The sequence below is a fragment of the Streptomyces sp. NPDC017225 genome (assembly GCF_044331465.1).
GTDB lineage: Bacteria > Actinomycetota > Actinomycetes > Streptomycetales > Streptomycetaceae > Streptomyces.
Map to the genome: position 1 here is coordinate 14241 of NZ_JBIRNE010000007.1, position 24905 is coordinate 39145.

The following is a 24905-nucleotide window of genomic DNA, read 5'->3' on the forward strand; positions in this document are numbered from 1 at the left end:
GCAGGAGCCATGACCACCATCACGCTCGTCCAGGGCGACATCACCCGCGAGAGCGCCGACGCGATCGTCAACGCGGCCAACTCCAGCCTGCTCGGCGGGGGCGGCGTCGACGGTGCCATCCACCGGCGCGGCGGCCCCGCGATCCTGGAAGCGTGCCGGGCGCTGCGCGCGGGGCACCTCGGCAAGGGCCTGCCCACCGGTCGCGCGGTCGCCACCACCGCGGGCGACCTGGACGCGCGCTGGGTGATCCACACGGTGGGCCCGGTCTGGTCGGCCGGCGAGGACCGTTCCGGCCTGCTCGCGTCCTGCCACCGGGAGTCCCTGCGCGTGGCCGATGAGCTGGGCGCCCGTACCGTGGCGTTCCCGGCGGTCTCCACCGGCGTCTACGGCTGGCCGCTGACGGACGCCGCCCGGATCGCCGTGGCGGCCGTGCGGGAGGCGGACACCGAGGTCGAGGAGGTCAGGTTCGTGCTCTTCGACGACCGGGCCCACGCGGCGTTCGCCACGCGGCTCGGCTGACCGTCGGGCTCGGCTGACCACTGGGCTCGGCCGGCCGTCGACCTCGGCGGCCGTCGGGCGTCTACTCCGGCAGGTGTGCCTCCGGAGCGTCCGGGCGGTGGTCGGGCAGGGCGGACCGGTCGGCCGCCTCGCGGTGCATGCGCAGGAACTCCAGATGCCGCTCGTACTGGTCGAGGCTGTCGCCGATGAGCTGTTCCTTGGTGTACCCCATGACGTCGTAGCCCTGGTTGCCCTCGGCGAGCCGGACCTCGTAGCGCACGTAGGTGTCGTGCGTGGTCACCGACCGGGTGGCGAAGCCCGGCGTCGGCTTCTCGACGGGCCAGACCTCGTACACGAACGCGGCGTTCGGACCGATCGGTACCCGCAGACCGACGTGCGCGAGGCCGTTCTCCTCGTTGACCCCTTCCAGGAGCTCAGCCTGCGCCCCCTGTTCCCGCAGCGCCTGTCCGACCTCCTGGAAGGCGGGGCGGCACACGTCCTCGACGAACCTGGCGGCGGCCCGCCTGCCCGGGAACGCCATCGCCCGCGCCAGCCGGTGCCGCCAGTTCCGTGCCCCCGGGGGGCCCTGCTGCGTGGTACGTCCGGACAGCGACCCCGGCAGCGTGGTGGCCAGCGCCTCCTCCCGCATGGACTCGGTACGCAGCGCCAGATAGAGCCCCACCATGATCAGGAACATCACGAAGGAGAAGGGCAGACCCATGATGATGGTGGCGTCGGTGAGCGCCTGCACGCCGCCCACGATGAGCATGGCGAGCGTGAGCAGCCCTGTCGTCACCGCCCAGAAGACGCGCAGCCACGGGGCCGCGTCCGTCACCGGGGTCGGCAGATGGGAGCTGAGGTTGCCCATGACCAGCGCCCCGGAGTCGGCGGAGGTGACGTACAGCAGGAGCCCGACGAACGTGGCGAGTCCGGCGCTGAACAGCGCGCCCGGGTAGTGCTCCAGCAGGCCGTAGAAGCCCTGCTCGGGGGCGTTCATCGCGCTCTGGCCGAAAGCGGTGTCGCCGTCGCGGACCACGAACAGCGCGCTGTTGCCGAAGACGGACAGGAAGAGGCCGGTGAAGATGAACGGGATGATCAGCGTCGCGGCGACGAACTGACGCAGGGTGCGGCCGCGGGAGATCCGGGCCAGGAACAGTCCGACGAACGGCGCCCAGGCGATCCACCAGGCCCAGAAGAACAGCGTCCACGCGTCCAGCCACTCGGTGGGCTGGTCGTAGGCGAAGGTGTTCAGGGTCATCGAGGGGAAGCGGCTGACGTAGTCCCCGACGTTCTGGACGAGCGAGTTGAGCAGCCGGAACGGTTCGCCCACGACCAGGATGAAGAGCATCAGCAGTACGGCGAGCAGGACGTTGAGCTGCGACAGCCGGCGGATGCCCTTGTCCACCCCGGCCGCCGCGGACACCGTGGCCATCACCACCGCCACGACGATCAGGCCGATCTGCGCGGGAAGCCCCTCCGGGACGTCGAAGAGCACCTTGAGTCCGTAGTTCAGCTGCACCACACCGATGCCGAGCGACACGGAGATGCCGAACACGGTGCCGATGATGGCCGCCAGGTCGGCGGCGTCACCGATCCGCCCGTGGATCCGGCGCCCGATGACCGGATAGAGCGCGGAGCGGATCGCGAGCGGGAGCCGGTACCGGAAGGCGAAGTAGCCGAGCACCATGCCCATCAGCGCGTACATGGCCCAGCCGGTGATGCCGTAGTGGAACAGCGTCCACACCACCGCCTGCCGGGCCGCCTCCACCGTCTCGGGGTCGCCCTCCGGAGGCGCGAGGTAGTGGCTGACCGGCCCGGCCACGGAGAAGAACATCAGGTCGATGCCGATGCCCGCCGCGAACAGCATCGCCGCCCACGCGAAGAGCCCGTAGTCGGGCTTGTAGTGCTTGGGGCCCAGCTTGATCGTGCCGTACTTGGACACGCCGATGAAGACGACGAAGACCAGGTAGACGGTCGCGGCGAGGAAGTAGTACCAGCCGAACCAGGAGGAGATCCTGTCGACCGCCACCCCGATGGCCGATTCGGCGCCGGAGGGCGTGACGATCGCCCAGACCGAGATCGCCAGGATCAGCACGGCCGACCCGAAGAAGACGACGGGTTTGAGCGTGCCCGTGCCCGCCGCCCCGGTGTCCGTCGACGGCCCTTCCGGATCCGCTCCGGCGCTTCTGTCTCCTGCGGTCGACACGGCCGTTTCCTCCGGTTTGGTGCCCATTGGGGCTGGATCAGGCGTTAAGGCAGTGTGCTGCCGATCGCACGGCCCGTCCAGCACCGGTCGGCCGTGTCGGCCTCTCGCCGACGGGCGCGACATCTCGCCCACCTGGCTTGACGCGGTAATTGCCACTGATGTGCAATAACCCCGCATCAACAACAAGCGTGGGGGAGACATGACGACCCGTCGGATACGAAGTGCCGCCGCCGCGGTGGCGTTTGCCGCCGGCGTCACCGCCTGCTCCGCACCCGGGGGCGGAACGGGCGACGGTGACGCGGAGGCGGCCGAGTCCGTGGTGATCGGGGTGGGCTCCGAGCCGGACACCCTCAGCCCGCTGCTCGGCTACGGCAAGGACGGAAACTCCAAGATCTTCGACGGGCTGCTCGCCCGCGACACCGACCTGAGGCTGAAGCCCGCCCTGGCGACCGCACTGCCGAAGATCGCCGACGGCGGCCGGACGTACACGTACACCCTGCGCGAGGGCGTCAAGTTCAGCGACGGCGAACCGCTGACCGCCCAGGACGTGGTCTACACGTACCGCACCATCCTGGACGCGAAGACCAACAGCACCGCCCGGAGCGAACTCGACGCGATCGAGGGCGTCCGCGCGAACGGCGACGACACCGTCGTCTTCACCCTCAAGTACCCGTACGCGCCCTTCGCCGCCCGCACGGTGCTGCCCATCGTCCCCGAGCACGTGGCGGGCGAACAGGACCCCAACACCGGCGACTTCAACACCAGGCCCGTCGGCACCGGTCCGTACGTCCTCACGAACTGGAGCAAGGGCGAGAAACTCGCCTTCAAGGCCAACCCGCACTACTGGGGCGGCAAGCCCGCGGTGAAGTCGTTCACCATGGCGGTCATCGCCGACGACAACGTACGCGCCACCCGCCTGCGCTCCGGCGACCTCGACGGCGCCGTCCTGCCGCCCAACCTCGCCGCCACCTTCGAGAAGGACGAGGGCCGGCGCACGTACGAGGCCAGGTCCTACGACTTCCGGGCCGTCACCCTGCCCACCGCGGGCAAGGTGACCGGCGACCGCGCGATCCGGCGGGCCCTGGACGCCGCCGTGGACCGCGAGGCCATGGTCGACAAGATCCTCGACGGCGCGGGCCGGCCGGCGTACGGGCCGCTGCCCGTCGACGACCCCTGGTACGCGCGCGGCATCGAACGCCCGCACGACCTGGCCAAGGCCGAGCGCGTCCTGGACGAGGCCGGCTGGAAGCCGGGCTCCGGCGGCGTCCGTGCCAAGGACGGACAGCGCGCCTCCTTCACCCTGTACTACCCCTCGGGCGACAAGGTCCGCCAGGACCACGCGCTCGCCTACGCCTCCGACGCCAAGAAGGCCGGCATCGAGGTGAAGGTGGAGGGCGCCACCTGGGAGGTCATCGAGCCGCGGATGAAGAGCGACGCGGTCATGGCCGGCTTCGGCAGCGTCGGTGACCCGGACTTCGGCCTCTACACCCTGCTGCACTCCTCGCTCGCCGGCGACGGGTTCAACAACATGGCGCACTACGACAACCCGGCGGTGGACGAGGCCCTCGACGCCGGCCGGCGCAGCCAGGACCCCGAGGTACGCGGCGCCGCCTACGAGAAGGTCCAGAAGGCGCTCGTGCAGAACCCCGGCTACACCTTCCTCACCCACATCGACCACCTGTACGTCCTCGCCGACCGCTGGGACGGCCTGACCACGCAGCTGGAGCCGCACGAGCACGGCTTCGCCAGCGGGCCCTGGTGGAACATCGAGGACTGGCAGCCCAAGAAATGACCCGGCCCCTTGGGCGGCTGCCGTGGGGAGCGATGGGACGGCTGGCCGGGCGGCGGGTCCTGTTCGCCGCGCCCATCGTCCTCGTCGTCACCTTCGGCGTCTTCGCCATCGCAGCCGCCTCCCCCTTCGACCCCGTCAAGGCGTACGCCGGCACCGCCGCGCTCGGCGCCGACCAGGAGACCCTGGACCGGCTGCGGGACAACCTCGGCGTCGACCAGTCGTTCGTCGTCCGCTGGTGGGACTGGCTGACCTCCGCGCTCACCGGCGACCTCGGCCACTCCGGGGTGATGCGCCAGCCGGTGGCGCAGGTCATCGGCGAACGCCTCGTCTGGTCCGCGCTGCTGTGCGCCGTCGCCTTCGCCGTCGCCGTCCTGGTGGGCACCCTCCTGGGTGTGCTGGCCGCCCGCCGTCCCGGATCGATGCTCGACCGGGCGGTCACCTCGCTCGCGTACGTCCTGGAGGCCGCGCCGGTCTTCTGGATCGCGCTGCTCGCCGTGTGGCTGTTCGCCCTCCAGTGGGACGTGCTGCCGGCCGGCGGCCTGACGGACACCGCCAGCGAGCGGGTCACGCCGGGGCAGGTCACGAGCCACATCCTGCTGCCCGCGGGCGTGCTCGCCGTCTCCCAGCTGCCCTGGTTCACGCTGTACGTACGCCAGGGCGTCGGTGACGCCCTCGCGGAGGACCCGGTGCGCGGCGCGCGGGCCCGCGGTATCGGCGAGAGCAGGGTCCTGCTCGGGCACGCCCTGCGCTCGGGTCTGCTGCCGGTGCTCACCCTGATCGGCTCCCGCGTCCCCGAACTCATCACCGGCGCCCTGCTGGTGGAGACCGTGTTCAGCTGGCCCGGCATCGCCGCGGCCACCGTCGAGGCGGCCACCGCCGTCGACTTCCCGCTGCTGGCCGCCCTGACGGTCCTCGCCACCGCCGCCGTACTCGCCGGCAACCTGCTCGCCGACCTGCTCTACGGACTGTTCGACCCGAGGGTGAAGCACAGTGAGATGTGATGTCCATGGCTGAGACCGCGGCCCAGAAGGCCGGGACCGAAAAGGCAGGGGCCCGGAAGGCCGGGCCCGGGAAGGCGGAGAAGGCCGAGCGCCTCGGCCCGGCCTGGCGCTCCCACGGCACCGACCGCCGCTCCACCCGCACCCTGCGCCTGCGCACCTCCGCCGCGCTGCTGGCCGTCACCGTCCTCGCCGTCCTCCTCGTACCGCCGCTGACGCAGCTCGACCAGCAGGCGGTCGACCTGGCCGCGAAGCTGCGACCGCCCAGCTGGGAGCACCCGTTCGGCACCGACGACGTGGGCCGGGACCTGCTGCTGCGCTGTGTGTACGGCCTGCGCGTCTCCCTGCTCGTCGGGGTGGCGGCGGCACTGACGGCCACCGTGGTCGGCACCGCCGTGGGTGCCACCGCCGGAGCGCTGGGCGGCTGGGTCGACCGCGCCGTCATGCGCGTCGTCGACACCCTCTCCTCCGTGCCCCACCTGCTGATGGGCATCTTCATCGTCGCGATGTTCCGGCCGGGTGTCTGGCCGGTGGTGTTCTCCGTCGCGCTCACCCACTGGCTGTCCACCGCGCGCATCGTCCGCGCCGAGGTGCTGTCCCTGCGCTCGCGCCCCTACGTCGACGCGGCCGTCTCCGGCGGCGCCTCCCGGTGGCGGGTGGCCGTGCGGCACCTGCTGCCGGGCGTGCTGCCCCAGGCCGCGCTGGCCGCCGTACTGATGGTGCCGCACGCCATGTGGCACGAGTCGGCGCTGTCCTTCCTCGGGCTCGGACTGCCCACCCACACCGCGAGCCTCGGCAACCTGATCCAGGAGGCGCGGGGCTCGCTGCTCGCCGGGCAGTGGTGGCCGACCCTCTTCCCCGGCCTGTTCATCATCGTCCCCACCCTCGCCGTCGCCGGCCTCGCCGGCGCCTGGCGGGAGCGGATCAACCCCCGCCGCCGATCGGAGCTGATGCTGTGACCGAGCGAGCCCCCGTGCTGTCGGTACGCGGTCTGTCGGTGCGCTTCGGGATGCCGGGCGGGCGCCGGATCGCCGCCGTCACCGACGCCCACTTCGACGTGGTGGCCGGCGAGTGCCTCGCCCTGATCGGCGAGAGCGGCTGCGGCAAGTCCGTCCTCGCCTCCGCCCTGCTCGGGCTGCTGCCCGGCAACGCGCAGACCGCCGGCCGCGCGCTGCTCGGCGACCTGGACCTGCTCGCCGCCGACGAGCGGACCTTCGCCCGCACCGTACGGGGCCGGCTGATCGGCCTGGTCCCGCAGAGCCCGGCCGCCCACCTCACCCCGGTCCGCACCATCCGTTCGCAGCTGGAGGAGACGGTCGCGGAACTCACCGCCGTCCGTGGCCGTGCCGCCCTGCGCACGGCCGCCGAGGCCGCCGCCGAGCGGGCCGCCTTCCCGGTGGACCACCTCGACCACCACCCGCACGAACTCTCCGGAGGCCTCGCCCAGCGCGCCGCCACCGCCCTCGCCCTCGTCGGCGACGCCCCGCTGCTGCTCGCCGACGAGCCGACCACCGGCCTGGACCGGGACCTGGTGGACCGCACCGTCGACGAGCTACGGCGACATGTCGACAGCGTCGGCCCCAGGGGCAGCGCGAGGGACGGCGACCGGGCCCTGCTGATGATCACCCACGACCTGGCCGCCGCCGAACGCATCGCCGACCGGATCGCCGTGATGTACGCGGGCCGGATCGTGGAACTGGCCGACGCCCGCGACTTCTTCGGCGCTCCCGGCCCGCGCCACCCCTACAGCCGGGGCCTGCTCGACGCCCTGCCCGAGCGCGCCTTCGCCCCCATCCCCGGCCTGCCGCCCGAACTCGGCTCCCTGCCCGACGGCTGCGCCTTCGCCGCCCGCTGCGACCGGACCACCGACGCCTGCGCCGCGCTGCCGACGCCGACCGCCACGGTCGCCTGCCACCACCCGCACGCAGCCCTCACGGAGGCCGCCGACCGTGCTTGAACTGCGCGCCGTCACCGCCGGATACGACAGGTACACGCCCGTCGTCCGGGACATCTCCCTGTCCGTCGCGCCGGGCGAGGCCGTCGGTCTGCTCGGACCGAGCGGCTGCGGCAAGTCCACCCTGGCCAGGGTCGCGGCCCTGCTGCACCACCCCGAGGCCGGGACCCTGGTCGTCGACGGCACACCCGTACGACGCTGGCGCCACCGCGCCCCGCGCGAACAGCGCACCGCCTTCGGCGTCGTCTTCCAGCAGGCCCGGCTCTCCGCCGACCCCCGGCTGGCACTCACCGACCTGATCGCCGAGCCCCTGCGCGCCACCGGCCGGCGCGAGGGCGTCGCCGACCGGGTCGCCGAACTGGCCGCCACCGTCGGGCTCACCGCCGACCTGCTCGGCAGGCGCCCGCACGAGGTCAGCGACGGCCAGTTGCAGCGCGCCTGCCTCGCCCGCGCCCTCGTGCTGCGCCCGCGCTGGCTGGTGTGCGACGAGATGACGGCGATGCTGGACGCATCGACCACCGCCGCCCTGGTCCGGGTGGTGGAGGACTACCGTGCCGACACCGGCGCGGGACTGCTGGCCGTCGGCCACGACCGCGTCCTCCTGGACCGCTGGTGCGACCGCACCGTCGAATGGGCCACGCTGACCGGGCGCCGATGACAGGGCCACTCTGACGCGACCCTGACACCCTCATCGACATGTGGAGGACAAGCCCGGTCCACGGGCACAGCAGCCGGGGTTCACTCCGTGCCGTTTGCCTGTCTGTCGTCCGGCCATCCGTCCTCTGGAGGTTCGATGACCCCGCCGCGCACCAGTACCCCGAACTCCCTGAAGAGAAGGGGCTTCCTCGGTATCGCGGGCGCCGCCGGCGCCGGCGCGGTGCTGCTCGGCACCGGTGCCGCACCCGTCGCGGGCGCCGCGCCCGCCGCGCCGGGCAACGTCCCGGCCGACCCCTTCCAGCTCGGCGTCGCGTCCGGCGACCCGCTCCCCGACGGCGTCGTGCTCTGGACCCGCCTCGCGCCCAAGCCGCTCGACGACGACGGCGGCATGCCCCGGCGCCCCGTCGCCGTGCGGTGGGAGGTCGCTCTCGACGAGCGGTTCCGGAAGGTCGTCCGGCGCGGCGTGGAGCACGCCGTGCCCGCCGAGGCGCACACCGTCCACGCCGACGTGCGCGGACTGCGGCCCCATCACGAGTACTACTACCGCTTCCGCGCCGGCCGCGCCGTCTCCCCGGTCGGCCGCACCCGCACCGCCCCGGCTCCCGGCACCTCGCCCACCGTCGACTTCGCCTTCGCCTCCTGCGCCAACTGGGAGCAGGGCCACTTCACGGCGTACCGGCACATGGCCGAGGAGCGCCCCGACGTGGTCTTCCACCTCGGCGACTACCTCTACGAGTACGCCGCCGGCGTCAACGGCAAGGTACGCACCCACCACGGCGACGAGATGAACACCCTCGCCGAGTACCGCGCCCGGCACGCCCAGTACAAGACCGACCCCGACCTCGGGCTGCTGCACGCCACGGCGCCGTTCGTCGTCACCTGGGACGACCACGAGACCGACAACAACTACGCCGACCTGAGCCCGGAGAACAGCGACGCCGGCCAGGGCAACGACACCACCGCCCACTTCGCCGCCCGCCGCCGGGCCGCCTACCAGGCGTACTGGGAGCACATGCCGCTGCGCCGCCTGCGCAAGCCGGTGGACACGGCGCTGCCGCTGTACCGGCGCCTGGAGTTCGGGTCCACCGCGACCTTCAGCGTGCTGGACACCCGCCAGTACCGCACCAACCAGCCCTACGGCGACAAGTGGCAGGTCTCCGGACCGGACCAGTGGGACCCGAAGGCCACCATCCTGGGCGACGAGCAGCACGCCTGGCTGGAGCGGAGCCTGTCGCGCTCGCGCTCCACCTGGAACGTGCTCCCGCAGCAGATCTACTTCGCCAACTGGGACGCCGTCGCCGGCCCGGACGACGGCGGCTACAACGACGGCTGGGACGGCTACCGCGTCTCCCGCGACCGGGTGCTCGGCTACGTCGAGGAGCGCGGCATCGACAACTTCGTCGTGCTCACCGGCGACGTGCACAACAACTGGACCAACGACCTGCGCCGCGACTTCGAGCGTCCCGAGACGCGGCTGGTGGGCAGCGAGTTCGTCACCACGTCGATCACCTCGGGCGGCGACGGCTCGGCCACCCACGATCCCGGCCAGGTGTACTGGGACGAGAACCCGCACACCAAGTACTACAGCAGCCGCCGCGGCTACGTCCGCTGCACCGTGTCCAAGGAGCGGTACACCGCCGACTACCGCGTCGTCGACTACGTCACCCGGCCCGGCGCCCCGGTCCGGACCGACAAGTCGTTCGTGATCGAGACGGGCGTGCCGGGAGTCCAGGCCGTCTGAGCGTAGGGCGTAGGGCGTCGGCCCCGTGTCCGGGTGCCGGCGCCTGTCACTCAGGAACCAACAAAGTCCGACGGGGTAATTGATTCGGTTGTGTTCGGGTCCTAGGGTGTGGGCTGACTCAGTAGTCGCCGCGTCACCGGCAGTTGTGCTCCAACTCCACAGCAACCGCCGTCACAGCACCGTGCGTTGAGCCGCCCCCCGATGCCCACGGAAGGCCACGGTCATGCCGCACTCGCCCGTGTCACCCGCCGAACCCACGGCCCGCCCCTCCAGCCTTTCCCGTCCGGTCGTCAGCCGCCGCCGTCTCCTGGAGGGCGGCGCCGCCGTCCTCGGCGCGCTCGCCCTGTCGTCCGCGTCACCGCTCGCGTCGCACGCGGCCGGCCGGCGGGCGGCGGCCGACGAGCCTCCCCAGTGGAACGACTTCGGTGTCTTCCGGCTCGGCACCGAGCCACCGCACACCACGCTCATGCCCTACGCGGACGTGAGAGCGGCCCTCACCGGCGACCGCACCCGCTCGCCGTACCGGCAGAGCCTCGACGGCACCTGGAAGTTCGCCTACGCCGACCGCCCCGAGGACCGGGACGCCGACTTCCACCGCACCGACACCGACGACGGCGACTGGGACACCATCCCGGTCCCCTCGGTGTGGCAGCTGCACGGCCACGACTTCCCGATCTACCTGAACATCACCTACCCCTACTGGGGCCCCAACGGCCTCGGCGAGGACCCGCAGCCGCCCGCCGCGCCGACCCGCTACAACCCGGTCGGCCAGTACCGGCGCACCTTCACCGTCCCGCGCGACTGGAAGGGCCGCCGCACCTTCCTCCACTTCGAGGGCGTCAAGTCCGCCCACTACGTGTGGATCAACGGCGAACTGGTCGGCTACGACGAGGACTCCTACACGCCCTCCGAGTACGACATCACCGACCACCTGCGTCCCGGCACCAACCAGATCGCCGTGGAGGTCTACCGCTACGCCGACGGCGACTGGCTGGAGGACCAGGACATGATCCGGCTGAGCGGCATCTTCCGCTCGGTCCACCTCTACTCCACCCCGGCCGTGCACCTGCGCGACTTCAAGCTGGACACCCCGCTGAACGACACGTACACGGACGCGGAGCTGGCGGTCACCGCGAGCGTACGGGCGTACGGCGGCGGTGACGGCGCCACCGGCCGGTACACCGTGGAGACCCAGCTGTACGACGCGCGCGGCCACGCCGTCTGGTCCCGGCCGCTGGAGCAGTCCGCCGACCTCGGCACGGCCGGCGCCGGCCAGGACGTCACCGTACGGGCGGCGAAGGCGGTACCCAAGCCCAGGCTGTGGTCGGCCGAACACCCGGACCTCTACACGGCGGTCCTGCGGCTGCGGGACCCGGCGGGCAAGGTGGTCGAGACCCTGTCGCACCGGGTCGGCTTCCGCGAGTTCGCGCTCAAGGACGGGCTGATGCGGATCAACGGCAGGCCCGTCTCCCTCCGCGGGACCAACCGCCACGAGATGCACCCGTCCCGCGGCACGGCCCTGACCCGCGAGGACATGGTCGAGGACATCAAGATCATCAAGCGGATGAACATGAACAGCGTCCGCACCTCGCACTACCCGAACAACCCGCTGTGGTACGAACTCGCCGACGAGTACGGCCTCTACCTCGTCGACGAGACCAACCTCGAGACCCACGGCATCCGCGACGAGTACCCCGGCGACCACCCCGACTGGACCGAGGCCTGCGTGGCCCGCGCCCAGAACATGGTCCACCGCGACAAGAACCACGCCTCGGTCGTCATCTGGTCGCTCGGCAACGAGGCCGGCGGCGGCAGCACCTTCACCGCCATGCACGACTGGATCCGCTCCTACGACCCCACCCGGGTCATCCAGTACGAGGGCGACGACCGCCCCGGGATCAGCGACATCCGCTCCGAGATGTACGACAGCCCGCAGCGCGTCGAGCAGCGCGCGAAGGACACTGCCGACACCCGGCCGTACGTCATGATCGAGTACGCCCACGCGATGGGGAACTCCAACGGCAACTTCAAGAAGTACTGGGACATCGTGCGAAGCCACGACGTGCTCCAGGGCGGCTGGATCTGGGACTTCGTCGACCAGTCCCTGTACACGCCCGTCCCCGCCCGCACCCTGCTCACCGAGACCGGGCCGGCCGGGCTGCGCGGCGAGATCCTCGCCACCCGCGGCAGGCTCGACCGGGACGAGGGCCTGTCCGGCATCACGGTCTTCGAGCGCGACGACAGCCTCGACCTCACGGACTCCCTGACCCTGGAGGCCTGGGTCACCCCGCACTTCACCGGCTACCACCAGCCCATCCTCGCCAAGGGCGACACCCAGTACGCGCTGAAGCAGAACGACCGGCGACTGGAGTTCTTCATCCACTCCGAAGGCCAGTGGATCACCGCGAACTGGACCGTGCCGGACGACTGGACCGGCCGGGAGCACCACATCGCCGGTGTCTTCGACGCCGAGGCCGGGACCCTCACCCTGTACGTCGACGGCACGGTACGGGCCACCCGCACCACCGACCGGCGGCCCAGCAGCAACACCGCGCCCCTCGCGCTCGCCACCGACGCCGACACCCAGGTCCGGGAGTTCAGCGGCGCCATCCGCCGCGCCCGCGTGTACGCCCGCGCGCTCGCCGCCACCGAACTGGCCGACGACGGCCGCGGCCCCGGGGACGACGGCGTGCGGTTCTGGTTCGACGCCGCGACCGTCGAGGCCGACGAGAAGCGACCTAAGGACAGGACGTTCCTCGCGTACGGCGGCGACTGGGGCGACAACCCCAACGACGGCGCCTTCGTCGCGGACGGCGTCGTCACCGCCGACCGCGGGCACACCGGCAAGGCCGCCGAGGTCAAACGCGTCTACCAGGCCATCAACGCCGCCCGCACCCCCGGCGGCGGCCCCGGCGCCGTCACCCTCACCAACGAGTACCTCTTCACCGGCCTGAGCGATTTCGACGGCCGCTGGGAACTCGTCGCCGACGGAAAGACCGTACGACGCGGAAAGCTGACCCGCGGCCAGCTGGACGTGGCGCCGCAGTCGAGCAAGGACATCACCGTCCCCGTACGGCTGCCGGGCGACCCGGACCCGGGCACCGAGTACTTCCTGGAACTCTCCTTCACCACCAAGGAGTCCACGCCGTGGGCCGAGGCCGGCTTCGAGGTGGCCCGGCAGCAGCTCCCGGTCGAGGCCGACGGCCCCGGCGTGACCCCCGTACGCCTGGACAGCGTCCCGGCCCTGCGCCACGACGACCGGGACAAGGACGTGCGGGTCAGCGGCAGGGGCTTCTCGGTCACCGTCGACAAGCGCACCGGAACCATCACCTCCTACGAGGCGAAGGGCACCCGGCTGCTCACCTCCGGGCCCGCCCCCAACTTCTGGCGGGCGCCCACCGACAACGACAAGGGCAACGGCCAGCACACCCGCAACCAGACCTGGCGCGACGCCGGAGCCCGGCGGAAGGTCACGGACGTCACCGTGCGGGCCCTCGGCGACCGGGCCGTCGAGATCAAGGTCACCGGCACGCTGCCCACCACGGTGGAGTCCACGTACACCACCACGTACACGGTGTTCGGCAACGGTGAGATCAAGGTCGACAACACCCTGCATCCGGGGGCCGCGAGCCTGCCCTACATCCCGGAGGTCGGCACCCTGCTCTTCCTGCCGCGCCGCCTGGACCGCCTGCACTACTACGGCCGCGGCCCCGAGGAGAACCACTGGGACCGCAACACCGGCACCGACGTCGGCCTGTACTCCGGCACCGTCGCCGAGCAGTGGACGCCCTACATCCGACCGCAGGAGAACGGCAACAAGACCGACGTCCGCTGGATCGCCCTCACCGACCGCCGTGGCGTGGGCCTGCTCGCCTCCGGCGAACCCCTGCTGGAGGCGAACGCCTCCTTCTTCACGCCGGAGGACCTGTCGGCCGGGGTGCGGCACGACTACCAGCTCACCCCGAGGGACGAGGTCGTCCTGCGCCTGAACCACCGGCAGATGGGCGTCGGCGGTGACAACAGCTGGGGCGCGCACACCCACGACGAGTTCAAGCTCTTCGCCGACCGGGACTACTCCTACACGTACCGGCTGCGCCCGTTGACCGACGTGAAGGACGCGACGGCGGCCTCGCGGCGGCCCACGGCGACCGAATAGCACCGGCCGGGCCCCCGGTCCCGGGTCCCGTACTCCGACAGTCCGGCCGACCCGTCGCCGCCCGCGTGCGGCGGCGGGTCAGTCCGTCGCGTCGCTGATGCCCAGCCGCAGGTGTTCCACGTGGTAGACGGCCTGGTCGAGCAACTCGGCGACATGGTGGTCGTGCAGCGCGTACACCACGGAGCGGCCCTGGCGCTCACCCACCACGAGGCCCAGGTTGCGCAGCAGTCGCAGCTGGTGCGAGCAGGCCGACTGCTCCATGCCCACCTCCGCCGCCAACTCGGTGGCGGGCAGCGGTCCTTCGCGCAGCCGGGCCAGGATCAGGAGCCGGGAGGGTGTGGACAGGGCCTGGAGCGTGGTGGCGACCTTGGCGACGTTGTCCGCGTCCAGCCGTACGCGTGCGGCGGCGTCCTGCGCGGTGGTGGCGGCTCCGTGACCCATGCGCTCATCCTACTCACCACAGATGAACACATGAACGAGTCTTCATCTGTTCCTGTATGGTGTGCGGCGTGTCCACCACACTCGCCCCCGCTCCCGTCCCCGCACCCGCCCGGACGGCGCCCCGCCGCCGTACCCGCGTCCTCGCCCTGCCCGAGGCCCGCTGGGCGCTGGCCGCCCTGCTCGCGTTCCTGTCGGCGCTCTCCCTCGACCTCGGCGGCGCCCCCGCCTGGGCGTACGGCCCGCTGTACGCCGTCGCCTACGCCGCCGGCGGCTGGGAGCCCGCACTGGAGGGCCTGCGCGCCCTGCGCGAGAAGACCCTGGACGTCGACCTGCTGATGATCGTCGCGGCGCTGGGCGCGGCGTCCATCGGCCAGGTCCTCGACGGCGCCCTGCTGATCGTCATCTTCGCCACCTCCGGCGCCCTGGAGGCCCTGGCCACCGCCCGCACCGCCGACTCCGTACGCGGCCTGCTCGACCTCGCGCCCACCACCGCCACTCGCCTCACCGAGGACCGCGAGGAGACCGTCCCGACCGCCGCCCTCGCCGTCGGCGACGTGCTCATGATCCGGCCGGGGGAGCGGATCGGCGCCGACGGCTCGGTCCTCGACGGCGCCGGCGAGGTCGACCAGGCGACCATCACCGGCGAGTCCCTCCCGGTCCTCAAGCGCCCCGGCGACGACGTCTTCGCCGGCACCCTCAACGGCACCGGCGCACTGCGCGTCCGCGTCGAACGCGACCCCGCCGACTCGGTGATCGCCCGGATCGTCACCCTCGTCGAGGAGGCGTCCCGCACCAAGGCGCCGACGCAGCTGTTCATCGAGAAGATCGAGCAGCGCTACGCGGTCGGCATGGTGGCCGCCACCCTCGCCGTCTTCGGCGTCCCGCTCGCCTTCGGCGCCGGCCTCACCGACGCCCTGCTGCGCGCCATGACCTTCATGATCGTCGCCTCGCCCTGCGCGGTCGTCCTCGCGACCATGCCGCCCCTGCTCTCCGCCATCGCCAACGCCGGCCGGCACGGCGTCCTGGTGAAGTCCGCGGTCGCCATGGAGCGCCTCGGCGAGATCGACGCCGCCGCCCTGGACAAGACCGGCACCCTCACCGAAGGCACCCCGGAGGTGACCGCCGTACGGCCACTGCCCGGCTCCGGCCTCGACGAGGACGCCCTCCTCGCACTCGCCGCCGCCGCCGAGCACCCGAGCGAGCACCCGCTGGCCCGCGCGATCGTGGCCGCCGCCCGCACCCGCGGCCTGCCCATCGCGCCCGCGGAGGACTTCACGGCAGCCCCGGGCCGCGGGGTGACGGCGGTGGTCGACGGCCACGAGGTGCGGGTCGGCCGCGCGGACACCCCCGAGGGCGCCGAAACGACCGTCCAGGTCACCCGGGACGGCACCCCCGTCGGCACCCTCGCCCTCACCGACCGCCTCCGCGTCGACGCCGCCCCGGCCGCCGCCGCGCTCACCGGCCTCACCGGCACCGCCCCCGCCCTCCTCACCGGTGACAACGCGGCCGCCGCCGCCCGCGTGGCCACCGCCACCGGCATCACCGACGTCCGCGCGGAGCTGCTGCCCGAGGGCAAGGTCGAGGCGGTACGGGAACTGGAGCGGTCCGGCCGCAGGGTGCTCTTCGTCGGTGACGGCGTCAACGACGCCCCCGCGCTCGCCGCCGCGCACGCCGGCGTCGCCATGGGCCGCGCCGGCTCCGACCTGGCCCTGGAGACGGCCGACGCGGTCGTGGTGCGCGACGAGCTGGCGGCCGTGCCCGCCGTCGTACGCCTCTCCCGGCGCGCGCGCGGGCTGGTGCTGCAGAACCTGGTCATCGCCGGTGCCTTCATCACCGTCCTCGTCCTGTGGGACCTGATCGGACACCTGCCGCTGCCGATCGGCGTCGCGGGGCACGAGGGATCGACCGTGCTGGTCGGCCTCAACGGGCTGCGGCTGCTGCGCGAGTCGGCCTGGCGGTCGGGGTGACGACGGGAGGGCCGGGGCGACGAGGACCCTCGGAGCGTCGAGAGCGATCCGGCGGAGCCCTGGAAGCGTGACGTCCATGTCGGATTTCCGCCAGCCCCGGTCCGGCCGGTGGACCATCCTGGACACATGCAGACGGGAATGCACACCGACACCGAGCGCTGCGTGCGCGCCGTCCGGTCCAAGGACGCGCGGTTCGACGGCTGGTTCTTCACGGCCGTCCTGACGACCCGCATCTACTGCCGGCCCAGCTGCCCGGTGGTCCCGCCCAAGCCCGAGAACATGACCTTCCACCCGAGCGCGGCGGCCTGTCAGCAGGCCGGCTTCCGGGCCTGCAAGCGCTGCCGCCCGGACACCACCCCCGGCTCCCCGGAGTGGAACCGGCGGGCCGACCTCACGGCCCGCGCCATGCGGCTGATCGCCGACGGTGTCGTGGACCGCGAGGGCGTGCCCGGCCTCGCCGACCGGCTCGGCTACAGCACCCGGCAGGTCGAACGCCAGCTCCTCGCCGAGCTGGGCGCGGGCCCGCTCGCGCTCGCCCGCGCGCAGCGCGCCCAGACCGCCCGCCTGCTCATCGAGACGACCCCGCTGCCGATGGCGGACGTCGCCTTCGCGGCCGGCTTCTCCTCCATCCGCACCTTCAACGACACGGTCCGCGAGGTCTACGCGCTCTCCCCGAGCGAGCTGCGCGCCCGTGTCCCGAAGGGCCGCGCCGCCGGCACCACCCCGGGCGCCGTCACCGGCACCACCTCCGGCGCACTGTCCCTCCGCCTCCCCTTCCGCACCCCGCTCAACCCCGACAACCTCTTCGGCCACCTCGCCGCCACCGCCGTACCCGGAGTGGAGGAGTGGAGGGACGGCGCGTACCGCCGCACCCTGCGCCTCCCGTACGGTCACGGCATCGTGGCACTCACCCCCCACCCCGACCACATCGCCTGCCGCCTCACTCTGAGCGACCCGCGTGACCTGACCGTCGCCATCAGCCGCTGCCGGCGCCTGCTGGACCTGGACGCCGACCCGGCGGCCATCGACGACCAGCTGCGCACCGACCCGCTGCTCGCGCCGCTGGTCGACAAGGCACCCGGCCGGCGCGTGCCGCGCACGGTCGACGAGGCGGAGTTCGCCGTACGCGCCGTACTCGGCCAGCAGGTCTCCACCGCCGCCGCCCGCACCCACGCCGCCCGCCTGGTCACGGCACACGGTGACCCGGTCGACGACCCCGAGGGCGGCCTGACCCACCTCTTCCCGTCGGCGACCGCGCTGGCGTCGGTGGACCCGGAGACCCTGGCGATGCCCCGCACCCGCCGCACGACCTTCACCACCCTCGTGTCCCACCTGGCCGACGGCTCGCTCAACCTGGGCGTCGAGTGCGACTGGGCCGAGACCCGCGCCCGGCTCCTCGCCCTCCCCGGCTTCGGCCCCTGGACCGCCGACGTCATCGCCATGCGCGCCCTGGGCGATCCCGACGCCTTCCTCCCCACCGACCTAGGCATCCGCCGCGCCGCCGAGGAACTGGGCCTGCCCTCGACCCCGGCGGCGCTGACCGCCCGCGCGGCGGCCTGGCGGCCCTGGCGCGCCTACGCCGTCCAGTACCTGTGGGCGACCGACAGCCACCCGATCAACTTCCTGCCCGTGTAAGGAAAATCCCGTGGGACCTGTGAAAGCCGTGACACCCATGACACCCGTGACACCCGTGACACCCGTGACGCCCGAGAAATCCTTGCGATCCGCCCAGTCTTCCGAATCCGCTCAATCCGTGAAGCGGCACACCGTGATCGACAGCCCCTACGGCGCGCTCACCCTCGTCGCCGAGGACGGCACCCTGTGCGGTCTCTACATGACCGACCAGCGCCACCGCCCGCCGGAGGAGACCTTCGGGGCGGCCGACGACGGCCCGTTCGCACAGGCGGAGGAGCAACTGACGGCGTACTTCGCCGGCGAACTGAAGGACTTCACCCTCGACCTGCGCCTGAACGGCACCCCGTTCCAGCGCGCGGTCTGGGACCAGCTCCGCCGCATCCCGTACGGCGAGACCCGCACCTACGGCGAACTCGCCGCCGCCCTCGGCACCCCGAAGGCCTCCCGCGCCGTGGGCCTCGCCAACGGCCGCAACCCGATCGGCATCATCGTCCCCTGCCACCGGGTCATCGGCGCGAGCGGCGGCCTCACCGGCTACGGCGGCGGCCTGGAACGAAAGCAGCGCCTGCTGGACTTCGAACGGGGCTCGGCGCTCTTCTAGTCACCCCGGTCGGTGCCGGGGCCCAGCCCGCGCAGCAGCTCGGGCAGGGCGGTGCCGATCGGTTCCCGGACGACCTCGTCGGCCAGGTCGTCGTACGGTGTCGGCTCGGCGTTCACGACGACCAGCCGGGCCCCGTGGTCGACGGCCACGCCGGCCAGTCCGGCGGCGGGGTGCACCTGGAGGCTGGTGCCGACGGCGACGAACACCTGGCACGCCTTGCTGACGGCGAGAGCCTCGCCCAGTACCACCGGGTCGAGGCTCTCGCCGAACATCACGGTCGCCGACTTCAGGATGCCACCGCACTCCAGGCACGGCGGGTCGTCCTCACCGGCCTCGACCCGGGCGAGGGCGTCCTCCATCGGCCCTCGGGCGGGGCAGCCCGTGCACACGTAACCGCGCGCGGTGCCGTGCAGTTCGAGGACCTTGCGGGCGGAGAGCCCGGCGAGCTGGTGCAGGCCGTCCACGTTCTGTGTGATCACCCGGACCGGCACCCCGCGCCGCTCCAGCTCGGCCACCGCGCGGTGTGCCGCGTTCGGCTCGGCCCCCAGCGCCTGGTTGTCGCGCCGCATCCGCCAGGAGCGGCGCCTGATCTCCGGATCGCCCATGTAGTACTCGTACGTGACGAGCTTCTCGGCCTCCGGGTCGCGCCGCCACAGCCCGTTCGGGCCGCGGTAGTCGGGGATGCCGGAGTCGGTCGAGACGCCGGCACCGCTCAGGATGGCGACGAGGGGCTTGCTGGTCATGCGGCCGAGCGTAGGACGCCGGGGCCCGCCGGGCGAACGGATTGTGCCGTCACGGGATGTGCCGCCCCGGGTGTGCCGTCTCGGCGGGTGCGGCCACGCGGGTGCGGTCAGGGGGTGTGCCCTCAGGCGTCGACCCGGCGGCCGTTCTCCAGCTCGGCCGTCCCCGAGCCCTCCGCCAGCGCGTCCAGCGCCGCCAGCACCCGGCCGTGCAGGGAGCCGCGCAGGTGGTCGCCCAGTTCCTCGCGCGGCACCAGCCGCCAGGACAGCAACTCCTCCTCCTGCAAGCGGATCGCCTTGAGGTCGTCCTCGGACAGGACCCCGCCGTCGTACAGGTACGCCACGATCGGCGGCCGGCCCGTCCCGCTCGCCCAGTCCACCGCGAGCAGCCGGCCGAGCGGCAGGTCCAGCCCGATCTCCTCGACGGTCTCCCGCCACGCGCCCTGCCTCGGGGTCTCCCCCCGGTCGGACTCGATGGTCCCGCCGGGCAGCGTCCACCCCTCGCGGTAGTTGGGCTCGACGAGAAGTACCCGTCCCTCGGCGTCCCGGAAGACCGCGGCGGCACCGGCGAGGACGCGGGGGAGACCGGCGATGTAGGTGGCGTAGTCAGGAGTGGTCATCCCGGAAGCGTAACGAGCCCGCGGCCGGACACGGCGGGAGCACGGGGCCGGACACGGCGGAGAACGGGGCCGGCCACGGCGGGGGGACGGGGCCGTCGTGCCGACCCGCACCACCCGGCCTCCGCGCCGGCGCCCACCGGCTCGCCGGGCGGCCGCGGGTCCACCCTGCGGGCAGGGGCATGACGGCGTGGCCGTCCTGCGGTTAAGGTCGCAGCGGCGCGACTGCCTTGACGTGCGCAAGGCTCGGAGAGCAAGGGGAGAGCAAGGTGGCTGACGCTGCAGTGGACGGGGCCCGCCGGGTACTCGTCGCCGCGGACAAGTTCAAGGGGTCGCTGACGGCCGTCGAGGTCGCCGAGCGGGTGACGGCCGGACTGCGCCGCGTCGTGCCGGGCCTGGGCGTCGAGGCCCTGCCCGTGGCCGACGGCGGCGACGGCACCGTCGCCGCCGCGGTGGCGGCCGGGTTCGAACGCCGGGAGGTACGGGTCGCAGGGCCCCTCGGCGACCAGGTGACCGCGGCGTACGCGCTGCGCGAGGGCACCGCGGTCGTGGAGATGGCCGAGGCCAGTGGCCTGCAGCGGCTGCCCGAGGGCGTACTCGCACCGCTCACCGCGTCCACGTACGGCTCCGGTGAGCTGCTGCGGGCCGCGCTGGACGCGGGGGCGCGGACGATCGTGTTCGGGGTCGGCGGCAGCGCGACCACCGACGGCGGCGCCGGGATGCTGTCCGCGCTGGGCGCGCGGTTCCTCGGCCGGGACGGGGAGCCGGTCGCGCCGGGCGGGGGCGGCCTCGCGGGCCTGGCCTCGGCCGACCTGTCGGGCATCGACCCGCGGTTGTCCGGCGTCGAGCTGGTCCTCGCGAGCGACGTCGACAATCCGCTGACCGGGCCGAAGGGTGCCCCGGCGGTCTACGGCCCGCAGAAGGGCGCGTCCCCCCAGGACGTGGAGGCCCTGGACGCGGCCCTCACGCACTTCGCGACGGTGCTGGAGAAGACGGAGACCGTGGGAGCGCGGGCCGCCGAGTACGCCGCCTCGCCGGGCGCCGGTGCCGCGGGCGGCATCGGCTTCGGCGCGATGCTGCTCGGGGCGCGGTTCAGGCCCGGCATCGAGGTGATGCTGGACGTGCTCGGCTTCGCGCCGGCGCTGGAGCGGGCGGACCTGGTGATCACGGGGGAGGGCTCGCTGGACGAGCAGACCCTGCACGGGAAGGCCCCGGCGGGCGTCGCCGCGGCGGGGCGGGCCGCGGGCAAGGAGGTCGTCGCGGTGTGCGGGCGGCTCGCGCTGCCGGCCGAGGCGCTGGGGCGGGCCGGGATCCGGCGGGCGTATCCGCTGACGGATGTCGAGCCGGACGTGGCGAAGTGCATCGCCGAGGCCGGACCGATCCTGGAACGGGTCGCGGAGCGCGTCGCGCGGGACTTCCTGGTCTAGACGAGTCTCGCCCCCGCCGGAACCTCACCCGTGCGAACGAAAGGGCCCCGGACCCGACCCGGGTCCGGGGCCCATCCAGCGGAGCGTCACGGCAACTGCGCCGCCCGCGCCTCCCGCCGGTTGTCACGGAAGTTGTTCACCCGCCGAGCCGTCGCGAACAGCGGAATCACCGCGCCCATCACCAGCTGCAACGCGCATCCCGTCTGGAGCAGCAGCTGCCCGCTCGGCGCGTCGAAGGCCCAGCCGGCCAGCAGCCCCATCGACAGCACGATCCACGCGAGCATCGCCACCGCGAGGCGCCCCCGCGGCTTCGGGTACTCGACCCGGCTCACCATCAGCCAGGCCGTGCCGATGATCGCCAGCAGCGTCGCCACGAAGGGCAGCTCCAGCAGCACGATCGAGACCACCGTCAGCGCTCCGAACGGCGACGGCATGCCCTGGAACGTGCCGTCCTTGACGGTGACGCAGGAGAACCGCGCGAGCCGCAGCACCACCGCCAGCAGCACCACGATCGCCCCCACCGCCGCCACCCGCTGGTAGGCGTCGTGCGCGACCATGCCGTAGACGAGGACGAAGTACGCCGGCGCCAGCCCGAAGCTGATCAGGTCGGAGAGGTTGTCCAGCTCGGCGCCCATCGGCGAGCTGCGCAGCTTGCGCGCCACCAGGCCGTCGCACAGGTCGAAGATCGCCGCGCACAGCATCAGGATGACCGCGGTGGCCGCGCTCTGCCGGGCCATGCCCGACTCGTCGCCGCCCATGAGGTGCGGGATGAGGATGCCCGTGGTGGTGAAGTACACCGCCATGAAGCCGCACGTGGCGTTGCCCAGGGTGAGCGTGTCGGCTATCGACAGGCGGAGAGAGAGGGGCATCTCCTCCTCGTCGTCCATCTCGTCGGCCTCCGGTACCCATCCGGCCTGGGTCTGTGGATCAATCACGGTCAATTCGAGTCACCCCTGCCACCGTCTTCTGACCCACCTCGACCGCGACCTCCACGCCCTCCGGCAGGTACAGGTCGACGCGCGAGCCGAAGCGGATCAGACCGATCCGGTCGCCCTGCTCGACCTTCGTGCCCTGCGGCAGGTACGGGACGATGCGGCGGGCCACCGCGCCGGCGATCTGGATCATCTCGATGTCGCCGAGCTCGGTGTCGAAGTGCCACACCACCCGCTCGTTGTTCTCGCTCTCCTTGTTGAAGGCGGGAACGAAGCCACCGGGAACGTGCTCGACCGAGGTCACCTCGCCGGCCAGCGGGGCCCGGTTCACGTGGACGTTGAGCGGGCTCATGAAGATCGCGACGCGGGTACGGCCGTCCTTCCACGGCATGATGCTCTGCACCACGCCGTCGGCGGGCGAGATGACCCGGCCCTGGGTGATCTCGCGCTCGGGGTCGCGGAAGAACCACAGCATCCCCGCCGCGAGCGCGGTGGCGGGGACGGCGACGGCCTTGGCGGCGCCGGAGCGACGGGCACGGAGAAGGCTGACGGCTGCGGTGGCGACGGTCGGCAGAAGCCACGGCGATGCTCCGCGCGCGAGGCGTACGCCGGCCAGGCTGTCGCGAGATGCAGAGGTTTGGCTGTGGGGCATGGATGACCTTCGTAGCGGATGATGCCGCGCTTCGACGGGGGACGGCGGCTTTCCGGCGATCGTAGCGGCTCCACGCCGCAACTGGGTAAGCCAGGAAGCTGAGTCGGCGGCCGAACAGTGCCTACGGGGTGTGACCTTCTTCTCCAAGAAAACACCCCGTATCCGGACATCTAACCCTGGAATCGATACTCTTCGAGCAGTCGACGGCCGATGATCATTTTCTGGATCTCGGCGGTGCCTTCACCGATGAGCAGCATCGGGGCCTCGCGGTAGAGGCGCTCGATCTCGTACTCCTTGGAGAAGCCGTACCCGCCGTGGATCCGGAAGGCGTCCTCCACGACCTCCTTGCAGTACTCGGAGGCGAGGTACTTGGCCATACCCGCTTCCAGGTCGTTTCGTTCGCCCGAGTCCTTTTTGCGTGCAGCGTTCACCATCATCGCATGCGCCGCCTCCACCTTGGTAGCCATCTCCGCGAGCTTGAACTGAATGGCCTGGTGCTGGGCGATCTGTTTGCCGAAAGTGTGACGCTGCTGGGCGTACCGGACGCCGAGCTCGAAGGCACGCTGAGCGACGCCGCAGCCACGTGCCGCCACGTTGACGCGGCCGACCTCGACACCGTCCATCATTTGGTAAAAACCTCGGCCGGTGACGCCGCCGAGTACTCGATCGGCCGGAATGCGCAGGTCGTCCATGATGAGCTCGGTCGTGTCGACGCCCTTGTAGCCCATCTTGTCGATCTTGCCGGGGACGGTCAGCCCGGGCCGGACCTCGCCGAAGCCGGGCTCCTTCTCCACCAGGAAGGTCGTCATGGACCTGTGCGGCGCCGTGCCTTCGGGGTGACCCTCGTCACTCTTCACCAGAACGGCCACCAGCGACGACGTGCCGCCGTTCGTCAGCCACATCTTCTGGCCGTTCAGGACGTACTCCTCGCCGTCCCTCACCGCCTTCGAGGAGATGGCGGAGACGTCCGAGCCCAGCGCCGGCTCCGACATCGAGAAGGCGCCCCGAATGTCCCCCGCGGCCATGCGGGGCAGGAAGTGGTCCTTCTGCTCCCGCGTGCCGTGCTGCTTGAGCATGTACGCCACGATGAAGTGCGTGTTGATGATGCCGGACACCGACATCCAGCCGCGGGCGATCTCCTCCACGCACAGGGCGTAGGTCAGGAGCGACTCGCCCAGGCCCCCGTACTCCTCCGGGATCATCAGGCCGAACAGGCCCAGCTCCTTGAGCCCGTCCACGATGTCCTGCGGGTACTCGTCGCGGTGCTCCAGTTCCGTGGCGACCGGGATGATCTCCTTGTCCACGAAGTCCCGGACGGTGGACAGGATCTCCCGCTGGATGTCCGTCAGACCGGCGGTCTGGGCGAGTCGCGCCATTACTGCTTCCCCTGTTCCCTCGGTTCGGGGCGGCCCGGCTGTTCGCCGCCGCGCTCCTTGGTGTACGTCTCGGTGGGCACCATCACCTTGCGGCGGAAGACGCACACGATCGTGCCGTCCTGCTTGTAGCCCTTGGTCTCGACGTGGACGATGCCCCGGTCGTCCTTGGACTTGGACGGCCACTTGTCGAGCACGGTCGTCTCGCCGTAGAGGGTGTCGCCGTGGAAGGTCGGCGCCACGTGCTTGAGCGACTCGATCTCCAGGTTGGCGATCGCCTTGCCGGAGACGTCCGGGACGGACATGCCGAGGAGCAGGGAGTAGACGTAGTTCCCGACCACCACGTTCTTGCCGAAGTCGGTCGTCCTCTCGGCGTAGTTGGCGTCCATGTGGAGCGGGTGGTGGTTCATGGTGAGGAGGCAGAACAGGTGGTCGTCGTACTCCGTGACCGTCTTGCCCGGCCAGTGCTTGTACGTCGCCCCGACCTCGAACTCCTCGTAGGTGCGTCCGAACTGCAT

At 72.1% G+C, this 24905-nt stretch carries 20 protein-coding genes; 12 read left to right on the forward strand and 8 right to left on the reverse strand.

Annotated elements, in window-relative coordinates:
• Positions 1-9: 9 nt before the first annotated feature.
• Positions 10-519, forward strand: coding sequence for an O-acetyl-ADP-ribose deacetylase (locus ACH4NX_RS17570; protein ID WP_398127968.1), 510 nt, complete (start codon positions 10-12; stop codon positions 517-519).
• A gap of 61 nt (positions 520-580) precedes the next feature.
• Here the strand turns inward: ACH4NX_RS17570 and betT are convergent, their stop codons facing one another.
• Positions 581-2704 (reverse strand): choline BCCT transporter BetT, encoded by a 2124-nt coding sequence (gene betT / locus ACH4NX_RS17575; RefSeq protein ID WP_398127969.1) that lies wholly within the window; start codon positions 2702-2704, stop codon positions 581-583.
• 199 nt (positions 2705-2903) lie between these two features.
• On the opposite strand from betT, the gene ACH4NX_RS17580 reads away from it, so the two are divergent.
• The 7 genes from ACH4NX_RS17580 (at position 2904) to ACH4NX_RS17610 (ending at position 14002) form a co-directional block, all read left to right on the forward strand.
• Positions 2904-4496, forward strand: coding sequence for an ABC transporter substrate-binding protein (locus ACH4NX_RS17580; RefSeq protein WP_351395808.1), 1593 nt, complete (start codon positions 2904-2906; stop codon positions 4494-4496).
• Positions 4497-4528: 32 nt separating this feature from the next.
• Positions 4529-5497 (forward strand): ABC transporter permease, encoded by a 969-nt coding sequence (locus ACH4NX_RS17585; RefSeq protein ID WP_398128099.1) that lies wholly within the window; start codon positions 4529-4531, stop codon positions 5495-5497.
• A gap of 5 nt (positions 5498-5502) precedes the next feature.
• Entirely contained in the window at positions 5503-6453 is a 951-nt protein-coding gene (locus tag ACH4NX_RS17590) for an ABC transporter permease (protein WP_398127970.1), read from the forward strand.
• A complete protein-coding gene (locus ACH4NX_RS17595) occupies positions 6450-7451 on the forward strand; it encodes an ABC transporter ATP-binding protein (RefSeq protein ID WP_398127971.1) in 1002 nt (333 codons plus the stop codon). The genes ACH4NX_RS17590 and ACH4NX_RS17595 overlap by 4 nt, the downstream gene beginning before the upstream one ends.
• Positions 7444-8106 carry an ATP-binding cassette domain-containing protein gene (locus ACH4NX_RS17600; RefSeq protein ID WP_351395815.1) on the forward strand — a complete coding sequence of 221 codons (663 nt, stop codon included), beginning with the start codon at positions 7444-7446 and terminating at the stop codon, positions 8104-8106. The genes ACH4NX_RS17595 and ACH4NX_RS17600 overlap by 8 nt, the downstream gene beginning before the upstream one ends.
• A 135-nt stretch (positions 8107-8241) precedes the next feature.
• The gene (locus ACH4NX_RS17605) at positions 8242-9846 is read left to right on the forward strand and encodes an alkaline phosphatase D family protein (RefSeq protein WP_351395818.1); all 1605 of its coding nucleotides are present in this window, start codon (positions 8242-8244) and stop codon (positions 9844-9846) included.
• Between the two features lie 223 nt (positions 9847-10069).
• The gene (locus ACH4NX_RS17610) at positions 10070-14002 is read left to right on the forward strand and encodes a glycoside hydrolase family 2 TIM barrel-domain containing protein (protein WP_398127972.1); all 3933 of its coding nucleotides are present in this window, start codon (positions 10070-10072) and stop codon (positions 14000-14002) included.
• A 78-nt stretch (positions 14003-14080) separates the two neighbouring features.
• On the opposite strand, the gene ACH4NX_RS17615 is transcribed toward ACH4NX_RS17610, so the two are convergent.
• Positions 14081-14443 (reverse strand): metalloregulator ArsR/SmtB family transcription factor, encoded by a 363-nt coding sequence (locus tag ACH4NX_RS17615; RefSeq protein WP_279561298.1) that lies wholly within the window; start codon positions 14441-14443, stop codon positions 14081-14083.
• Positions 14444-14499: 56 nt separating this feature from the next.
• Here ACH4NX_RS17615 and ACH4NX_RS17620 point away from each other — a divergent pair, with 56 nt between their 5' ends.
• The 3 genes from ACH4NX_RS17620 (at position 14500) to ACH4NX_RS17630 (ending at position 18646) form a co-directional block, all read left to right on the forward strand.
• Entirely contained in the window at positions 14500-16410 is a 1911-nt protein-coding gene (locus ACH4NX_RS17620) for a heavy metal translocating P-type ATPase (protein ID WP_351395825.1), read from the forward strand.
• A 138-nt stretch (positions 16411-16548) separates the two neighbouring features.
• Positions 16549-18045 carry an AlkA N-terminal domain-containing protein gene (locus ACH4NX_RS17625; RefSeq protein WP_351396131.1) on the forward strand — a complete coding sequence of 499 codons (1497 nt, stop codon included), beginning with the start codon at positions 16549-16551 and terminating at the stop codon, positions 18043-18045.
• Between the two features lie 118 nt (positions 18046-18163).
• Positions 18164-18646, forward strand: coding sequence for a methylated-DNA--[protein]-cysteine S-methyltransferase (locus ACH4NX_RS17630; RefSeq protein WP_351395828.1), 483 nt, complete (start codon positions 18164-18166; stop codon positions 18644-18646).
• Here the strand turns inward: ACH4NX_RS17630 and ACH4NX_RS17635 are convergent.
• A complete protein-coding gene (locus ACH4NX_RS17635) occupies positions 18643-19389 on the reverse strand; it encodes a Sir2 family NAD-dependent protein deacetylase (protein WP_351395831.1) in 747 nt (248 codons plus the stop codon). The genes ACH4NX_RS17630 and ACH4NX_RS17635 overlap by 4 nt on opposite strands.
• Positions 19390-19511: 122 nt before the next feature.
• Entirely contained in the window at positions 19512-20006 is a 495-nt protein-coding gene (locus tag ACH4NX_RS17640; RefSeq protein ID WP_351395834.1) for an NUDIX hydrolase, read from the reverse strand.
• A gap of 281 nt (positions 20007-20287) precedes the next feature.
• Between ACH4NX_RS17640 and ACH4NX_RS17645 the strand changes: the two genes are divergently transcribed.
• Entirely contained in the window at positions 20288-21430 is a 1143-nt protein-coding gene (locus tag ACH4NX_RS17645; RefSeq protein WP_351396134.1) for a glycerate kinase, read from the forward strand.
• A gap of 86 nt (positions 21431-21516) precedes the next feature.
• Here the strand turns inward: ACH4NX_RS17645 and pssA are convergent, their stop codons facing one another.
• The 4 genes from pssA to ACH4NX_RS17665 form a co-directional block, all read right to left on the reverse strand.
• Positions 21517-22317, reverse strand: coding sequence for a CDP-diacylglycerol--serine O-phosphatidyltransferase (gene pssA / locus ACH4NX_RS17650; RefSeq protein WP_279561479.1), 801 nt, complete (start codon positions 22315-22317; stop codon positions 21517-21519).
• Between the two features lie 40 nt (positions 22318-22357).
• The gene (locus ACH4NX_RS17655) at positions 22358-23014 is read right to left on the reverse strand and encodes a phosphatidylserine decarboxylase (RefSeq protein WP_279561302.1); all 657 of its coding nucleotides are present in this window, start codon (positions 23012-23014) and stop codon (positions 22358-22360) included.
• Between the two features lie 170 nt (positions 23015-23184).
• Positions 23185-24390 carry an acyl-CoA dehydrogenase family protein gene (locus tag ACH4NX_RS17660; protein ID WP_351395837.1) on the reverse strand — a complete coding sequence of 402 codons (1206 nt, stop codon included), beginning with the start codon at positions 24388-24390 and terminating at the stop codon, positions 23185-23187.
• Positions 24390-24905: a MaoC family dehydratase gene (locus ACH4NX_RS17665; protein ID WP_351395840.1), complete on the reverse strand. Its 516-nt coding sequence runs from the start codon at positions 24903-24905 to the stop codon at positions 24390-24392. Before ACH4NX_RS17665 ends, ACH4NX_RS17660 begins: the two co-directional genes overlap by 1 nt.